This is a genomic window from Streptomyces sp. NPDC058086, assembly GCF_042885015.1.
Classification (GTDB): domain Bacteria; phylum Actinomycetota; class Actinomycetes; order Streptomycetales; family Streptomycetaceae; genus Streptomyces.
In genome coordinates this window covers 1-14651 of sequence record NZ_JBHVST010000010.1, presented here as the reverse complement: position 1 = coordinate 14651, position 14651 = coordinate 1, and the positions used below count along the sequence as shown (strand labels likewise).

General features: G+C 70.2%; 11 protein-coding genes and 1 tRNA gene. 6 read left to right on the top strand and 6 right to left on the bottom strand.

Annotated elements, in window-relative coordinates:
• The first annotated feature begins 137 nt into the window (after positions 1 to 137).
• Positions 138 to 1466, top strand: a complete 1329-nt coding sequence (locus tag ACFVWD_RS10235; RefSeq protein ID WP_389594940.1) for a class I SAM-dependent methyltransferase — start codon at positions 138 to 140, stop codon at positions 1464 to 1466.
• An 80-nt stretch (positions 1467 to 1546) separates the two neighbouring features.
• Here the strand turns inward: ACFVWD_RS10235 and ACFVWD_RS10230 are convergent, their stop codons facing one another.
• Complete coding sequence (locus ACFVWD_RS10230) at positions 1547 to 4075, bottom strand: ABC transporter permease (RefSeq protein ID WP_389594938.1); 2529 nt, start codon at positions 4073 to 4075, stop codon at positions 1547 to 1549.
• A 223-nt stretch (positions 4076 to 4298) separates the two neighbouring features.
• Positions 4299 to 5069, bottom strand: a complete 771-nt coding sequence (locus tag ACFVWD_RS10225; protein ID WP_389594936.1) for an ABC transporter ATP-binding protein — start codon at positions 5067 to 5069, stop codon at positions 4299 to 4301.
• 413 nt (positions 5070 to 5482) lie between these two features.
• On the opposite strand from ACFVWD_RS10225, the gene ACFVWD_RS10220 reads away from it, so the two are divergent.
• The 3 genes from ACFVWD_RS10220 to ACFVWD_RS10210 all read left to right on the top strand — a co-directional run bounded on the left by ACFVWD_RS10220 (position 5483) and on the right by ACFVWD_RS10210 (position 8005).
• A tRNA-Leu gene (locus ACFVWD_RS10220) sits at positions 5483 to 5565 on the top strand.
• A 188-nt stretch (positions 5566 to 5753) separates the two neighbouring features.
• Entirely contained in the window at positions 5754 to 6929 is a 1176-nt protein-coding gene (locus tag ACFVWD_RS10215) for a 4-hydroxybenzoate 3-monooxygenase (RefSeq protein WP_389594934.1), read from the top strand.
• Between the two features lie 197 nt (positions 6930 to 7126).
• Positions 7127 to 8005, top strand: coding sequence for a Bax inhibitor-1/YccA family protein (locus ACFVWD_RS10210; RefSeq protein ID WP_389594932.1), 879 nt, complete (start codon positions 7127 to 7129; stop codon positions 8003 to 8005).
• Between the two features lie 105 nt (positions 8006 to 8110).
• Here ACFVWD_RS10210 and ACFVWD_RS10205 read toward each other — a convergent pair whose 3' ends face one another.
• Complete coding sequence (locus ACFVWD_RS10205) at positions 8111 to 8341, bottom strand: DUF4287 domain-containing protein (RefSeq protein WP_054237274.1); 231 nt, start codon at positions 8339 to 8341, stop codon at positions 8111 to 8113.
• Positions 8342 to 8444: 103 nt separating this feature from the next.
• Between ACFVWD_RS10205 and ACFVWD_RS10200 the strand changes: the two genes are divergently transcribed.
• On the top strand, positions 8445 to 8756 hold the full coding sequence (locus tag ACFVWD_RS10200) for a hypothetical protein (RefSeq protein ID WP_168509055.1): 312 nt from the start codon (positions 8445 to 8447) through the stop codon (positions 8754 to 8756).
• A 72-nt stretch (positions 8757 to 8828) separates the two neighbouring features.
• Here ACFVWD_RS10200 and ACFVWD_RS10195 read toward each other — a convergent pair whose 3' ends face one another.
• The 3 genes from ACFVWD_RS10195 to ACFVWD_RS10185 form a co-directional block, all read right to left on the bottom strand.
• Complete coding sequence (locus tag ACFVWD_RS10195) at positions 8829 to 9614, bottom strand: hypothetical protein (RefSeq protein WP_389594930.1); 786 nt, start codon at positions 9612 to 9614, stop codon at positions 8829 to 8831.
• Between the two features lie 285 nt (positions 9615 to 9899).
• Entirely contained in the window at positions 9900 to 11120 is a 1221-nt protein-coding gene (locus tag ACFVWD_RS10190) for an acetyl-CoA C-acetyltransferase (protein ID WP_389594928.1), read from the bottom strand.
• A 359-nt stretch (positions 11121 to 11479) separates the two neighbouring features.
• Entirely contained in the window at positions 11480 to 12505 is a 1026-nt protein-coding gene (locus tag ACFVWD_RS10185; protein ID WP_389594926.1) for an SGNH/GDSL hydrolase family protein, read from the bottom strand.
• 143 nt (positions 12506 to 12648) lie between these two features.
• Here ACFVWD_RS10185 and ACFVWD_RS10180 point away from each other — a divergent pair, with 143 nt between their 5' ends.
• Positions 12649 to 14043 carry a cystathionine beta-synthase gene (locus ACFVWD_RS10180; RefSeq protein WP_101404775.1) on the top strand — a complete coding sequence of 465 codons (1395 nt, stop codon included), beginning with the start codon at positions 12649 to 12651 and terminating at the stop codon, positions 14041 to 14043.
• The last annotated feature ends 608 nt before the right edge of the window (positions 14044 to 14651 follow it).

Sequence of the window (14651 nt, the reverse complement as noted above, 5' to 3'; positions counted from 1 at the left end):
CATCCACCCGCCCGAAAGAACATGGCGGCTACAGGTATTTTGCTCGGCTGTAACGCGGAAGGGGGACTGCGCACGAGGCCAGTTGGTGTTTACGTGGTGTTGGAGCGTTCGGGAGTGTTGTCTCGGAGGTGTACGCCATGCAGGACGCCGCGCTGCGGCTGAAGAGCCTTGTCGAACAGTTGGTGGGGGCCTCGCTCCCGATCCGCATCCGCGCCTGGGACGGCTCGGAGGCGGGCCCTCCCGGTGCCCCCGCCGTTGTCGTACGCAACCGGCGCGCCCTGCGCCGGCTGCTGTGGAAGCCGGGTGAGGTGGGGCTGGCCCGGGCCTGGGTCGCGGGGGACCTGGGAGTGGAGGGCGACCTCTACACCGTGCTCGACCTGCTGTCGGGGCTCGTCTGGGACCGGGGCGAGGACGCGCGAGGCGTCGCGGAGGCCCTGCGTGATCCGGAGGTACGGGCCGCCGTCCGCGGACTGGTGAAGATGGGCGGCCTCCCGTTGCCGCCCAGCCCGCCCCAGGAAGAGGTGCGCAGGCGCCGCGGCCACCTCCACACCAAGCGCAGCGACCAGCGCGCCATCAGCCACCACTACGACGTGGGCAACGACTTCTACGAGATCGTCCTCGGGCCTTCGATGGTCTACTCGTGCGCCTACTGGGAGGACGGCGGCATCCTCGAGGGCGCCCAGCGCGACAAGCTGGAACTCATCTCGCAGAAGCTCGATCTGAGGCCGGGTCGGCGGCTCCTCGACGTCGGCTGCGGCTGGGGCTCGATGGCGATCCACGCCGCCCGCGAGCACGGCGTGAGCGTCGTCGGGGTCACGCTCTCGCACGAGCAGGCCGCGTACGCCCGTAAGCGCGTCGCGGACGAGGGACTGACCGACCGGGTGGAGATCCGGGTGCAGGACTACCGGGACGTCGCCGACGGGCCGTACGACGCGATCTCCTCCATCGGCATGGCCGAACACGTGGGCGCCGAGCGCTACCTGGAGTACGCCGAGGTGCTGTACCGCCTCCTCAAGCCGGGCGGGCGGTTGCTCAACCACCAGATCGCACGGCCGCCCCGGCGGGACGAATCGGCCTACGACGTCGACGAGTTCATCGACGCGTACGTCTTCCCGGACGGCGAGCTCGCGCCCATCGGCACGACCGTCACCCAGCTGGAACGCGCCGGGTTCGAGGTCCGTGACGTCGAGTCGATCCGCGAGCACTACGCCCTCACGCTCCGCCACTGGGTCGGCAACCTGGAGGCGCAGTGGGCGCGGGCGGTGGCGCTCACCAGTCCGGGCCGCGCCCGTGTCTGGCGTCTCTACATGGCGGCCTCCGCGGTCGCCTTCGAGCGCAACCGCATCGGCGTCAACCAGGTACTGGCGGTCAGGACCCCCGAGCCCTCCGGCGCCTCCGGAATGCCCCTGCGGGCCAGAACCTGGAACCCCGCCCACTGGACATCGCCGGTCGGCATCGACCGCTGACAGCAGTCCGCCCGTGCAACGGCCGGGGCCCCGTTCCGATCCGGAACGGGGCCCCGACGTTCGTGACCGGTCCTGCGCCGCTACTCCGACTTGATGGCCGACAGCATGTTCAGGCGGGACGCCCGGCGGGCCGGCCACAGCGCGGCCAGCACGCCGACCGTCCCCGCGAGGAGCAGGAAGAGAGCCATCCGGTCCCAGGGCAGGACCAGCTCGTACGTCGACATCTTGCTGCCGACGAGCTCGCCGGCCGCCCAGCCGAAGAACACGCCCAGGCCGATGCCGAGCACGCCGCCGAAGAGCGAGATGACCAGGGACTCCAGGCGGACCATTCGTTTGATGCCCTTGCGGTCGAGGCCGATCGCGCGGAGCATCCCGATCTCCTGGGAGCGCTCGAAGACCGACATGGCCAGGGTGTTGATGACACCGAGGACGGCGACGATGACCGCCATGGCGAGCAGGCCGTAGAGCATGTTCAGGAGCAGGGTGAACATCTGCGCGATGTTGTTGGAGATGTCCTTCTTGTCCTGGACCTGGATGGCCGGGTTGTCGCCGAGGGCCTTCTCCAGCTTGTTCTTGGTCGTGTCGGACGTGCCGCCGGCCGTCTTCAGCATGACCTGCATGTCGGTGACGTCCGTCAGGTGCGGGGAGAGCGTCGCGTTGTCGACCATGATGCCGTTGATCATCATGTTGCCGTGGTAGATGCCGGCGACGGTGAGGTGCTGCTTCTTGCCGTCCTGGTAGGAGACCGCGAGGTCCGAACCGGCCTTCCATCCGTGCGACTTGGCGGTGTCGTCGTCCACGACGACCTGCGTGCCGCCGACCTTGAAGGCGCCCTCGTCGAGCGTGAGGTCGGTGAGCTTGGCGATGGACCCGCCGTTGACGCCCGCCAGCAACTCGGACGTGCCGTCGATGCGCGAGGGGGAGGTGCGCAGGGGGCTGGTGTCGGTGACCCCGTCGAGAGAGGAAAGGGTCTTCGCCACCTCGGGGGAGAGGGAGTTGCCGTTCGCCATCGACACGACGTAGTCCGCCTTGATCGCGGAGCTGGCCATCTTGTCGATCGACTTCTGCAGGCTGCCCGCCATCACCGTCATACCGGTGATCAGGGTGAGGCCGATCATCAGGGCGGAGGCGGTGGCGGCCGTACGGCGCGGGTTGCGCACCGAGTTCTGGCGGGCCAGCTTTCCGGAGACCCCGAAGACCCGGAGCACCGGGGCCGCGGCCGCGATCAGGGGGCGGGAGAGCAGCGGGGTCAGCACGAAGACGCCGATGATGAGGACGACCGCGCCGAGACCCATCGGGGCCTGGCCGTCCGAGCCGCTCATGGTCGTCGCGTACAGGACGACGGCGATGCCGGCCGCGGCGAACAGGGCGCCGATCGTGTTCCGTACGACCAGGGACTTCGTCGACGCCTGCGCGTGCACGCTGCTCATCGCGGCGACCGGCGGGATCTTCGCGGCGCGGCGGCCGGGCAGCCAGGCGGCCAGCATGGTGATGAGGATGCCGACGAGCAGGGCCGTGGCGATCGTGCCGGGCGAGATCACCAGCGGGCCGTCCGGGACGGTGGCGCCGAGCGAGCCCATCAGCGAGCGCATGCCCGCGCCGATGCCGATGCCCGCGAGCAGACCCAGCACCGCGGCGACCGCGCCGACGACGAAGGCCTCGACGAGCACGGAGCGGGTGACCTGGCGGCGGGAGGCGCCGACGGCGCGCAGCAGGGCCAGTTCCTTGGTGCGCTGGGCGACCAGCATGGTGAAGGTGTTGGCGATGATGAACGTTCCGACGAACAGCGCGATGCCCGCGAAGACCAGCAGGCCGGTCTTCATGCCGCTCATCGCGGAGGCGATCGCGCTCGCCTGGTCGTCGGCGAGTTGCTTGCCGGTGGTGGTGGAGGCGACGCCCTGGGGGATGACCTGGTCGAGGGCGGCGCGCAGGGCGGTCTGGCTGGTGCCGGAAGCGGCCTTCACGTCGATCTCGTCGTACTCGCCGACGCGGTGGAAGAGCTGCTGCGCGGTCGCCGTGTCGAAGAGGGCGAGGCTGCCGCCGGCCGCGACGTTGCCGTCGTCGGTGGTGAAGACTCCGGCGACGGTGGGCTTGAGTACGGGGCCGTCGACGGACAGCCGTACGGTGTCGCCGACCTTGTAGCCCGCGCGCCTGGCGGTCTCCGAGTCGATCGCCACCTCGTTCTTGCCCTTCGGCGCGTGGCCGCTGGTCAGCGGGTAGCGTGCGTCCTTGGTGCCCCAGTAGTTGCCGCCCTGCGACTGGAAGCCGCTGCCGACGAGTTTGCCGTCCTTGTCGGCTATCGCGGTGAAGCCGGTCACGACGCCCACGGTGGTTCCGGCGCCGGGGGCCTTGGAGGCCTTCTCGAGCAGTGCCTGCGTGAGCTTCTGCTCCTTGCCGACCTTGTCGCCCTTGTCGTCCTGGGTCTTGGGCTGGATGGCGACGTCGACCTGGTCGAAGCCCTTGGCGGAGCTCTTCTGGTAGGCGTCGGAGATGGTGTTGGTGAAGACCAGGGTGCCCGATACGAACGCCACGCCGAGCATTACGGCGAGCACGGTCATCAGGAGCCTGGCCTTGTGCGCGAGCACGTTGCGCAAGGCGGTTCGGAACATGGGGTTTCTCAGTCCAGGAGGGTGAGGCGGTCGGCAGGCGGAGGGTGTGGCCCTGTCTGCGGGCCGGTGAGGGCTGGTCGCGCCCCGCGGCGGAGCCGCATATGCACACAGCCCCGCGCCCCTGAGGGGCGCTGCGCGCATCTTCCAGCCCGTCCGGCGTTCGAGGACGAGGCCGTTCAGGCCGATGCGGGGGTGAGGGGCGGCGGGGGCGAGTTGTCCTCGGTCAGCTGGTGCGGCCCTTGGCGTCGAACTGCTTCATGCGGTCCAGGACGGAGTCCGCCGTCGGCCCGTACACCTCGTCCACGATCCGTCCGTCCGCGAGGAAGACCACCCGGTCCGCGTACGCCGCCGCGACCGGGTCGTGGGTCACCATCACCACGGTCTGTCCCAACTCCCGTACCGAGTTGCGCAGGAAGCCCAACACCTCAGCACCCGAGCGCGAGTCGAGGTTTCCGGTCGGCTCGTCGCCGAAGATGATGTCGGGCCGGGAGGCGAGCGCGCGGGCGACGGCGACGCGCTGCTGCTGGCCGCCGGAGAGCTGGGAGGGCCGGTGGCTGAGACGGTCGGAGAGACCGATCATCGTGATGACCTTGTCCAGCCACTCGCGGTCGGGCTTGCGGCCCGCGATGTCCATCGGGAGGGTGATGTTCTCCATGGCCGTCAGCGTCGGCAGCAGGTTGAACGCCTGGAAGATGAAGCCGATCTTGTCCCGGCGGAGCTTGGTGAGCTGCTTGTCCTTGAGGGAGCCGAGCTCGGTCTCGCCGATGCGCACGGAGCCGGAGGAGAAGGTGTCGAGGCCCGCCACGCAGTGCATCAGCGTGGACTTGCCGGACCCCGAGGGGCCCATGATCGCGGTGAACTCGGCCTGCCGGAAGTCGACGGAGACCCGGTCGAGGGCGACCACCTGGGTCTCGCCCTGTCCGTAGACCTTCGACAGTTCCGTGGCGCGGGCGGCCACGGTGGTGGCCCGGTCGGCGAGGGGCGTGCTGGTCACGGGAGGGTGCTCCTGTCGGGACGACGGCGTTTTCGGGGACGTGTCCCATCCTCCCGGCCGTTTTGCGCCTCGGAGTCAGCCGCTGTTCCGGTTCCGGGGGCAGCCTCGGGTCGGACCGCGGAGATTCTTGTCATACCTGGGGATGAGGGCGCGCCCTGAGCGCTCCCTGAGTGCTTCCCGAGCGCCGGCCGGGTACGACTCCTGCGGGTGCGTCCGTTCGGACGGTGAAATTCCGTCATTCCGTATACGCGGGTCTGTGCCGCCCGAAAGGCTGTTGGCAAGTGCGGATGGCCCGTACCGGGGGCTGATGCACCCTCAGACCTCAATAAAATAAGACAACATCGGTTCGCTCGTCCGTTGTTCGAGGGATGCGTCCCGATAGGCTCGGAACCTCGATGCGGAGCCCATGGCCTGCCCGGATGGTGGAATGCAGACACGGCGAGCTTAAACCTCGCTGCCCCTCGCGGGCGTACCGGTTCAAGTCCGGTTCCGGGCACCTCCGACCCTTCTGTCCTTTTGCGTCCCTCAGGGGCGTCTTCGGCGACTTCATCGTGAACCGTTGACAGCAAGCGCGTGCCGTCGCAGACTCCCGAGGAAATGGTGAAGTAACTTTCACCAGGCGAACAAGCCGCCAGGCAAACAAGCCGCACTGCGGGCTGAGCGGAACGCGAAGGGGCGTGCCGGATGCGTACCACCGTCGGAATCATCGGAGCCGGGCCGGCCGGCCTGCTGCTGGCGCGGTTGCTGCACAACGCGGGGATCGACTCCGTAGTGCTGGAGAGCCGCGACCGGGCGTACGTCGAGCAGCGCCAGCGCGCCGGGATCCTGGAGCAGGGGACGGTGGACGTGCTGCGGGCCGCCGGGGCCGGCGGGCGGATGGACCGGGAGGGGCTGCGGCACGACGGGATCGAGCTGCGGTTCGCGCGGGAGCGGCACCGGGTCGACTTCCCCGCCCTGACCGGCGGCAGCTCCGTGATGGTGTACGCCCAGACGGAGGTCTGCAAGGACCTCGTCGCGCTCCAGATCGAGGAGGGCGGCCCGCTGCTCTTCGAGGCCGAGGCGATGGCGGTGGAGGGGGCGCGGAGCGAGCGGCCGCGGGTCCGCTTCCGGCACGAGGGGCGCGAAGACGTGCTGGAGTGCGATTACGTCGTCGGCTGCGACGGGTTCTGGGGGGTGGCCCGGCAGGCGATACCCGTCGAGCACTCCCATGTATTCGAACGGACGTACCCCTTCGGCTGGCTCGGGATCCTCGCCGACGTGCCGCCCTCCCACGACGAACTGGTCTACGCCCGCCACGACCGCGGCTTCGCCCTGCTCAGCATGCGCTCGCCCGCCGTCTCCCGGCTCTACCTCCAGGTGCCCGAGGGCACGGACGCCGGTTCGTGGGCGGACGAGGAGATCTGGGACGAGCTGGAGCGGCGCTTCGAGACCGCCGACGGGTGGAGTCTGGAGCGCGGGGCCATCACCTCCAAGTCCGTCACCCCGATGCGCAGTTACGTCCACGAGCCCATGCGGCACGGGCGGCTCTTCCTCGCCGGGGACGCCGCCCACATCGTTCCGCCGACCGGCGCCAAGGGACTCAACCTCGCCGTCGGCGACGTGGTGACGTTCGCCCGCGCGTTGGTCCACCTGGAGGAGACCGGATCGGCGGAACGTCTCGACGCGTACTCCGAGACCTGTCTGCGCCGCGTCTGGCAGGCCGAGCGGTTCTCGTACGACATGACCACCCTGCTGCACCGCGCCCCGGACGCGACCCCCTTCGAGGACCGCGTCCAGCTGGCCCGGCTGCGCCGGATCGCCAACTCGCGGGCGGCCGGGGCGGACCTGGCGGAGGGTTACACCGGGTTTCCTCTGGACTGATCGCCGCGGAGTCCCGAGACCCCGCCAGGCAGGGCGTAAGGGGCCTGTCACGGCTTGGTACCAGTGCGCGCGGGCCGGGAGACACACGCGTACCTTGGCAGCGTGAGGGAAAGATCCTCCCCAAGCAGTAGGGTCAATCCTTTGCCTACCCATTACCCTTGAGCCAAGGCCACGCACGGTGGCCATGGAGGAGTGAAATGAGGAGCAGCAACCCGGTCTTCTCGCGACGGGGGTTCAGCCGCGACAACGGCTACGCGGGATTCAACGCGGCGCCGCAGGCCGGGGGACCCGCTGTCGGCACGCAGGCCAATCCGTACGCGCAGGGTGGCAACCCCTACGCGCAGAACCCTTACGCCCAGCAGGACCTGCAGCACGGCGCACCGCCGCAGGCCCCGGTCTCCACCGGCCGGATGACGATGGACGACGTCGTCATGCGCTCGGCCATGACGCTCGGCACCGTCACCGTGGGCGCGATCCTCGCCTGGGCGCTGCTTCCGGTGTCCAGCACCAGCTACGGGCTGGCCATCGGCGCCGCGCTCGTCGCGTTCGTCCTCGCGATGGTGCAGTCCTTCAAGCGCACGGCCTCGCCCGCGCTGATCCTCGGTTACGCCGCCTTCGAGGGCGTCTTCCTCGGGGTCATCAGCGAGATGTACAACAGCCGGTGGAGCGGCGCGCCCTTCCAGGCCGTGCTCGGCACCATGGCGGTGTCCGGAGCGACCCTCCTCGTCTACAAGGCGGGCTGGGTCCGTGTGACCGCGCGGTACGCACGCATCGGTATGACCATCGCGATCGCCTTCGTGGTCGTCATGGCGGTCAACCTGCTGCTCGTCGCCTTCGGCGTCGCGGGCGACGGCGGACTGCGCAGCATGGGCCCGCTGGGCGCGATCGTCGGCATCCTGGCGATCCTGATCGGCGCGTTCTTCCTGACCCTCGACTTCAAGCAGATCGAGGACGGCATCGCGTACGGCGCGCCGAAGGAGGAGGCCTGGCTGGCCGCGTTCGGCCTGACCATGACCCTCGTGTGGATCTACGTCGAGATGCTGCGGCTGGTCGCCATCTTCAGCGGCGACGACTAGCCGGGCCCACCGGCCGAACGGGCCGGTGACCGACCTGAAGGGCCCGCGAACCGACGGTTCGCGGGCCCTTTGCCATGGGGGATGCCTGGTCCTGGTGGTGCGCGCTCAGAGCAGTTTGCGCGCGGCCCTCCTCAAGTCGTACTCATGAATGATCGCCTTGGCGTGGCCGTACGCGAGGTTGTGCTCGGCGCGGAGCCAACTGACCTTCTCCTCGAAGCGGAAGAGGGCGGGGCCTTCGTCGACGGTGCGCAGCCAGTCGGAGACTTCACGACCGGTGCAATGGGGAATGCGGGCGAGCAGATTGCGGTGGGTCTCCTGGGAGAACACTTGGGACATCGGCGCCTCCGGACGCAATGGGGTGTAAGCCGGTCCTTCACGCCACGGTGCCTGAGGGTTCGGTTGTTGGCAACAGTCCCGTCGCGGCGCGTAGTCTCGCGGCGTGCTTGATACGACGCCGCTGACCCGAGCCGTGGACCACTTCGCCGACCGGTTGCGGGCCGCGCCGCAGAGTCGCCTGCAACGGGGGGCCGCCGCGGAGGCGCTGGGGCTGGCCAGGGAGTTGGCGCGGTGGGCGCAGCGTGTGGAGGACCCCGCGGCGGAGCCTTTCGAGATGCCGGACGCGGGGATGTTCGCCGTCGCCGATCAAATCACCGTCGCGGCGCATGATCTGGCGGTCGTCCTGAGGGACGAGAAGGAGCTGGCGGAGGCGGTGGTGCTGGTGGAGGAGGCGCAGAAGAGAGCCGGGGTGTGACGCCGGGCAGGGACCCGCAGCGGCCTACGGGGACCTACCTACAGGGATCTACCTACAGGGACCTGCAGCGACTTAAAGAGACGCTATGACCCTGTCCGCCAGGATGTAGATGTTCTCCTCGCCGCAGGCGAAGGTCAGGGCGTAGGCGCCGGAGACGCCGGAACCGCCGAGGAGGACCGGGGATTCACCGGCGCGCAGGGCCGCGGCCAGCCGTTCCGCGGTTTCGCGGTGGCCGGGGGTCATGCACAGGGTCGTACCGTCGGCGAAGACGTAGACGTCGAGGGTGCCGAGCGGGCCGGGGCGGACGTCCGCCAGCTTCGTGCCGGACTCGGCGAGCTCCTCCAGGCAGGACACCGTGCGCTCGTGGTCGTTCACGACGGGTGACTGGACCGGGACGAAGTCCGGGTGCGAGGGGTGACGGCGGCGGGCCGCGGCCAGTTCGGGCGAGTCACCCGCGTACTCGTCGGCGTCGAGGCCCGCCTCGGTGACCGGCTCCAGGGGCTCCAGGCTCACGAAGTCCGACTCGCGGGGCATGAACAGCTCGCTGTCGGGCAGACCGAGCAGCGAGGGCGCGTCCGAGGCGTCACGCGCCTCCTGGGCGGCCCAGAACGCCCGTGCCTCGGCGAGCTCCCGCTCCCGCTCCTCGGCGAGCGCCTCGGTGACGGCAGCGCGTATCTCGTCCGTGTCCGCGGCCGAGCGCGCCGCCGGTACGAGGCCGTGCGTGACGGTCGTGGCGCGGCTCTCGGCCAGCTCGTTGTGCAGGGCCGCGATCTGCCGGCGCAGACCCTGCAGGGTGCGCAGAACGGCGACGCCCACCGCCGCGGTCGCGGCGGTGGTGAGCAGCAAAGCAATCGGCATGGCGCTCACTGACGTACTCCCGGTTCAAAGTCGACCCCCCGACTTCCTACATCAGCTTGAAGGGCGGACCATCCTGCTGTCAGTGCGTAACGTCACGAATAGGACAGGACTTTGGCCCCCAGGTTTAGTCGCGCAGCGGCTCTGACCTGCGAAAATCCCTCTCCGAGGGGAGATAGGTCACATCTTGGGGGGGATTGGATCACAAATCGGCCCAGAGTCCCGGTGGTTACCGGGCTCTGGGCCGATTCGGTCACGCTGGGCTCAGTGGTGGTTACCCGTACGGAACTAGCTGAGGCGCTCGATGACCATCGCCATGCCCTGGCCGCCGCCCACGCACATCGTCTCCAGGCCGAACTGCTTGTCGTGGAACTGGAGGGAGTTGATGAGCGTGCCGGTGATGCGGGCGCCGGTCATGCCGAAGGGGTGGCCGACGGCGACGGCGCCGCCGTTCACGTTCAGCTTCTCCAGCGGGATGTTCAGGTCGCGGTAGGAGGGGATCACCTGGGCCGCGAAGGCCTCGTTGATCTCGAAGAGGTCGATGTCGTCGACGGTCAGGCCGGCGCGCTGGAGGGCCTGCTTGCTGGCCTCCACCGGGCCGAGGCCCATGATCTCGGGGGAGAGACCGGTGACGCCGGTCGACACGATGCGGGCGAGCGGGGTGAGGCCGAGCTCGCGGGCCTTCGTGTCGGACATGATCACGAGGGCGGCGGCGCCGTCGTTGAGGGGGCAGCAGTTGGCGGCCGTGACCATGCCGTCGGGGCGGAAGACGGGCTTGAGGCCCTGCACGCCCTCCAGCGTCACGCCCGCGCGCGGGCCGTCGTCCTTGCTGACGACTGTGCCGTCGGGGGTGGTGACCGGGGTGATCTCGCGCTCCCAGAAGCCGTTCTTGATGGCTTCCTCGGCGAGGTTCTGGGAGCGGACGCCGAACTCGTCCATGTCCTGGCGGGTGACGCCCTTGATGCGGGCGAGGTTCTCGGCGGTCTGGCCCATCGCGATGTAGGCGTCCGGGACGAGGCCGTCCTCGCGCGGGTCGTGCCAGGTCGAGCCCTCGGACTGGGCCACGGCCTCGGTGCGGGCCTCGGCCTCCGCGAAGAAGGGGTTGCGCGTGTCGGGGAGGGAGTCGGAGTTGCCCTTGGTGAAGCGGGAGACCAGCTCGACGCCGGCCGAGATGAAGACGTCGCCCTCGCCGGCCTTGATGGCGTGCAGGGCCATGCGGCTCGTCTGGAGGGACGAGGAACAGTAACGGGTGATGGTGCAGCCCGGGAGGTGGTCCATGCCCATCTGCACGGCGACGATGCGGCCGAGGTTGTTGCCCTGCTCGCCGCCGGGGAGGCCGCAGCCGAGCATCAGGTCGTCGATGTCCTTGGGGTCCAGCTCGGGGACCTTGGCGAGGGCGGCCTGAATGATCGTGGCGGTGAGGTCGTCCGGGCGGAGGTCCTTGAGGGAGCCCTTGAAAGCGCGGCCGATGGGGGAACGGGCGGTCGAGACGATCACGGCTTCGGGCATCACGGCTCCATGGGCGCTATGGGGTGGACGGGCAGGGCTGCTTGGGAAGTTACCCGCCCGTACCGCCCGGGTCACCGCTCCGGCGGTGTGACTAGGACCGCATTTCTAAGCGCTTGCTTTCCTCGCCCTGGCCGCTCGAGACGTTCAGGCGCGCGAGAACCCGGGGCGCAGCCCCGTCTCAGGGGCGCGGGGAACTGCGCGCCAAGCCCCCACCGGCCGGCAGTCGAAGAGTGTCGGCCGGGCGGGGAATCGGGGCGACGCCCCGCCCTGGGGGGCGCGGGGAACTGCGCGACCAGCCCCCACGCACCCTCAGCGGCAGGACACACCCTCGGCGCCCGGCGTCACACGCACCCGGCGCCTCACGCGGACGGGGTCGGCGCGGGAGCCGGGTCCGTGGCGGGGACGCGCCGGCGCCGGCGGCGCTTGAGGAGGGCCCACGGGCCCCGTGGCCCCGTGGGCATGGCGGCCGTGACCTCCGTGCCCGGTTCGGACGCCGCCTCCGCCGCGGCCCGCGCGACCGGCAGGAAGCCCTCGTGACGGGAGACGTCCGGGCGTTCCTCCTCGGCCGGCCAGAGGCCCAGCGCCGCGCAGACGGTGGGCAGGATGGCCATCGCCGCCGTCGCGTACCCCTCCGCCGAGGGGTGGTAGTTGTCGGGGCCGAACAGCTCGCGCGGATTCGCCTCGAACTCGGGGCCCAGCAGGTCGCCCAGCGAGACGGTACGGCCGCCCTGCTCGACCGCGCCGATCGTCTGCGCGGCGGCGAGCTGGCGCGAGGCGCGGCGGGCCAGCCAGCGCAGCGGCTGCTGGACCTGCTCGACCGTGCCCAGGTCGGGGCAGGTCCCGACGACGACCTCCGCCCCCGCCGTACGCAGCCGTCGCACCGCGGCCGACAGATGGCGGACCGACCGTGTCGGCGGCATCCGGTGGGTGACATCGTTGGCGCCGATCATGATCACGCAGACGTCCGGCACCCGCGAGGTGTCCGCGAGGGCGACCGCCACCTGCCGGTCGAGGTCGTCGGACTGGGCGCCGGGCAGCGCGACGTTGCGCATCTCGACGGGGCGTTCGGCGACCGCGGCGAGCCCGGACGCCAGCAGCGCGCCGGGCGTCTGGCGGGCCCGGTGCACGCCCTGCCCGGCCGCCGTCGAGTCACCCAGCATGGTCAGCCGCAGCGGCGGGCCGTCCTGCACGGCGTACGCGTACCCGTAGAGACCCTCGGCGCGGGGCGCGTGCGCGTGGCCGTTGCCCACATGGCGCTTCGCCAGCTGCACCTCGGCCAGCACCACCCCGACCGCCGCGGCACCGACCAGCCCGATCCCGCCGCCGCCGTACGCCGCGCCCGCCGCAATCCGCCGTGCCACCCTCGCCCTCGACAAGCTCGACATACGTCGCCGCCACCTCCTCGTAGCCGTACAACCACTGCTTGCCCCGTGGAGCAGGTCGGCCAATCTCAACGGCGAGTGAACCGTCACCCAGGGCCTTAGGCTGACGGGACCATTCCTGTTAAAACGCAGCTCCGGAGACAACGGTGCAATTCCACGACTCGATGATCAGTCTCGTCGGCAACACCCCGCTGGTGAGGCTCAACAACGTGACCGGGGGCATCCAGGCGACCGTCCTGGCGAAGGTCGAGTACTTCAACCCCGGCGGGTCCGTGAAGGACCGCATCGCCCTGCGCATGATCGAGGCCGCGGAGGAGAGCGGGGCCCTCAAGCCCGGCGGCACGATCGTCGAGCCGACCAGCGGAAACACCGGGGTCGGGCTGGCCATCGTGGCCCAGCAGAAGGGCTACAAGTGCATCTTCGTCTGCCCCGACAAGGTGAGCACCGACAAGATCAACGTGCTGCGGGCGTACGGCGCCGAGGTCGTCGTCTGCCCCACGGCCGTCGACCCGGAGCACCCGGACTCGTACTACAACGTCTCCGACCGGCTGGTGCGTGAGACGCCCGGCGCCTGGAAGCCCGACCAGTACTCCAACCCGAACAACCCCCTCTCGCACTATCACTCCACCGGCCCCGAGCTGTGGGAGCAGACGGAGGGGAGGATCACCCATTTCGTGGCGGGCGTCGGCACCGGCGGCACGATCTCCGGGACCGGGCGCTATCTGAAGGACGCGAGCGACGGCAAGGTCAAGGTCGTCGGCGCCGACCCGGAGGGGTCCGTGTACTCCGGTGGGTCCGGGCGGCCGTACCTCGTCGAGGGCGTCGGTGAGGACTTCTGGCCGACGGCCTACGACCGGACGGTCGCGGACGAGATCGTGGCCGTGTCCGACAAGGACTCCTTCCAGATGACGCGGCGGCTCGCGAAGGAGGAGGGGCTGCTCGTCGGCGGCTCCTGCGGGATGGCCGTGGTCGCCGCGCTGCGGGTGGCCGAGCGGCTCGGACCCGACGACGTCGTGGTCGTGCTGCTCCCCGACAGCGGGCGCGGTTACCTCAGCAAGATCTTCAACGACGAGTGGATGGCCGACTACGGGTTCCTGGAGGACTCCGGCCCGAGCGCGCGCGTCGCTGACGTCCTGAACGACAAGGCGGGCGGCACCATCCCCTCCCTCGTCCACATGCACCCGGACGAGACGGTCGGCGAGGCCATCGAGGTGCTGCGCGAGTACGGCGTCTCGCAGATGCCGATCGTCAAGCCGGGCGCCGGTCACCCGGACGTGATGGCCGCCGAGGTCGTCGGTTCGGTCGTCGAACGGGAGCTGCTCGACGCCCTGTTCACCCAGCGCGCCTCGTTGCAGGACCCGCTGGAGAAGCACATGTCGGCGCCGCTGCCGCAGGTCGGCTCCGGCGAACCGGTCGGCGACCTGATGTCCGTGCTCGGCAGCGCCGACGCGGCGATCGTGCTCGTCGAGGGCAAGCCCACCGGTGTCGTCAGCCGCCAGGACCTGCTGTCCTTCCTCGCCAAGGGCGGCGCCAAGCAGTAGGAGCCGACGGGCGCCCCGCGGGCAAGAAGGCGCCGGTCGGGGCGATTTCCGCAGGTGGCGGGAGGATATTTCCCGAAGTTCCCCTCCTGAGGGGGATCTTCCTGCCTTTCGGCAGGGAACTTCGCGGAAGTGGTACGAGCGCGTCACGTCCGCGCAGCACCCGCTTAACACGGGTCCGGCACATTAGTGGGTGTCGGCAGGGCGGGAGCGGCTCCCCGCCTCGGCCGACGCCAAAACGGCGCCAAGGACCTCCGGAGCGGCTCCCGGACCTCCATGGACGCCACGGACGCGCAAGCCCGGCCCTGACCCGGCCCGCGTCCCTCGCGGGGACCGCCGTCGTCCCGCCCCCCGGTAACGGGGGTGCGGCGGTCCCCGCGCAACACGTGGAGAGGGCCCGGCACCTGTCACAGGTGCCGGGCCCTTCCACATGGCGGGGCGATGTACCGACGCTCCTCGCTCGTCTAGGCCCTGTCGTCAAATTCCCGTCTGCCCTGCGACGCCATGCACGCCCTCTCGCCGCACCGGGCACAGACCCAAGTACGTCCAGTACGAGGGCCTGCGCCCGGCACGCCGAGAGCACGCACCTGACCCCGCGGGGCCCGCCCTCC

Coding starts and splice junctions, on each gene's coding strand:
- ACFVWD_RS10205 (WP_054237274.1), bottom strand. CDS start 8,341: ATGTCCCAAGTGTTCTCCCAGGAGACCCACCGCAATCTGCTCGCCCGC.
- ACFVWD_RS10210 (WP_389594932.1), top strand. CDS start 7,127: ATGAGGAGCAGCAACCCGGTCTTCTCGCGACGGGGGTTCAGCCGCGAC.
- ACFVWD_RS10215 (WP_389594934.1), top strand. CDS start 5,754: ATGCGTACCACCGTCGGAATCATCGGAGCCGGGCCGGCCGGCCTGCTG.
- ACFVWD_RS10190 (WP_389594928.1), bottom strand. CDS start 11,120: ATGCCCGAAGCCGTGATCGTCTCGACCGCCCGTTCCCCCATCGGCCGC.
- ACFVWD_RS10235 (WP_389594940.1), top strand. CDS start 138: ATGCAGGACGCCGCGCTGCGGCTGAAGAGCCTTGTCGAACAGTTGGTG.
- ACFVWD_RS10185 (WP_389594926.1), bottom strand. CDS start 12,505: ATGTCGAGCTTGTCGAGGGCGAGGGTGGCACGGCGGATTGCGGCGGGC.
- ACFVWD_RS10195 (WP_389594930.1), bottom strand. CDS start 9,614: ATGCCGATTGCTTTGCTGCTCACCACCGCCGCGACCGCGGCGGTGGGC.
- ACFVWD_RS10230 (WP_389594938.1), bottom strand. CDS start 4,075: ATGTTCCGAACCGCCTTGCGCAACGTGCTCGCGCACAAGGCCAGGCTC.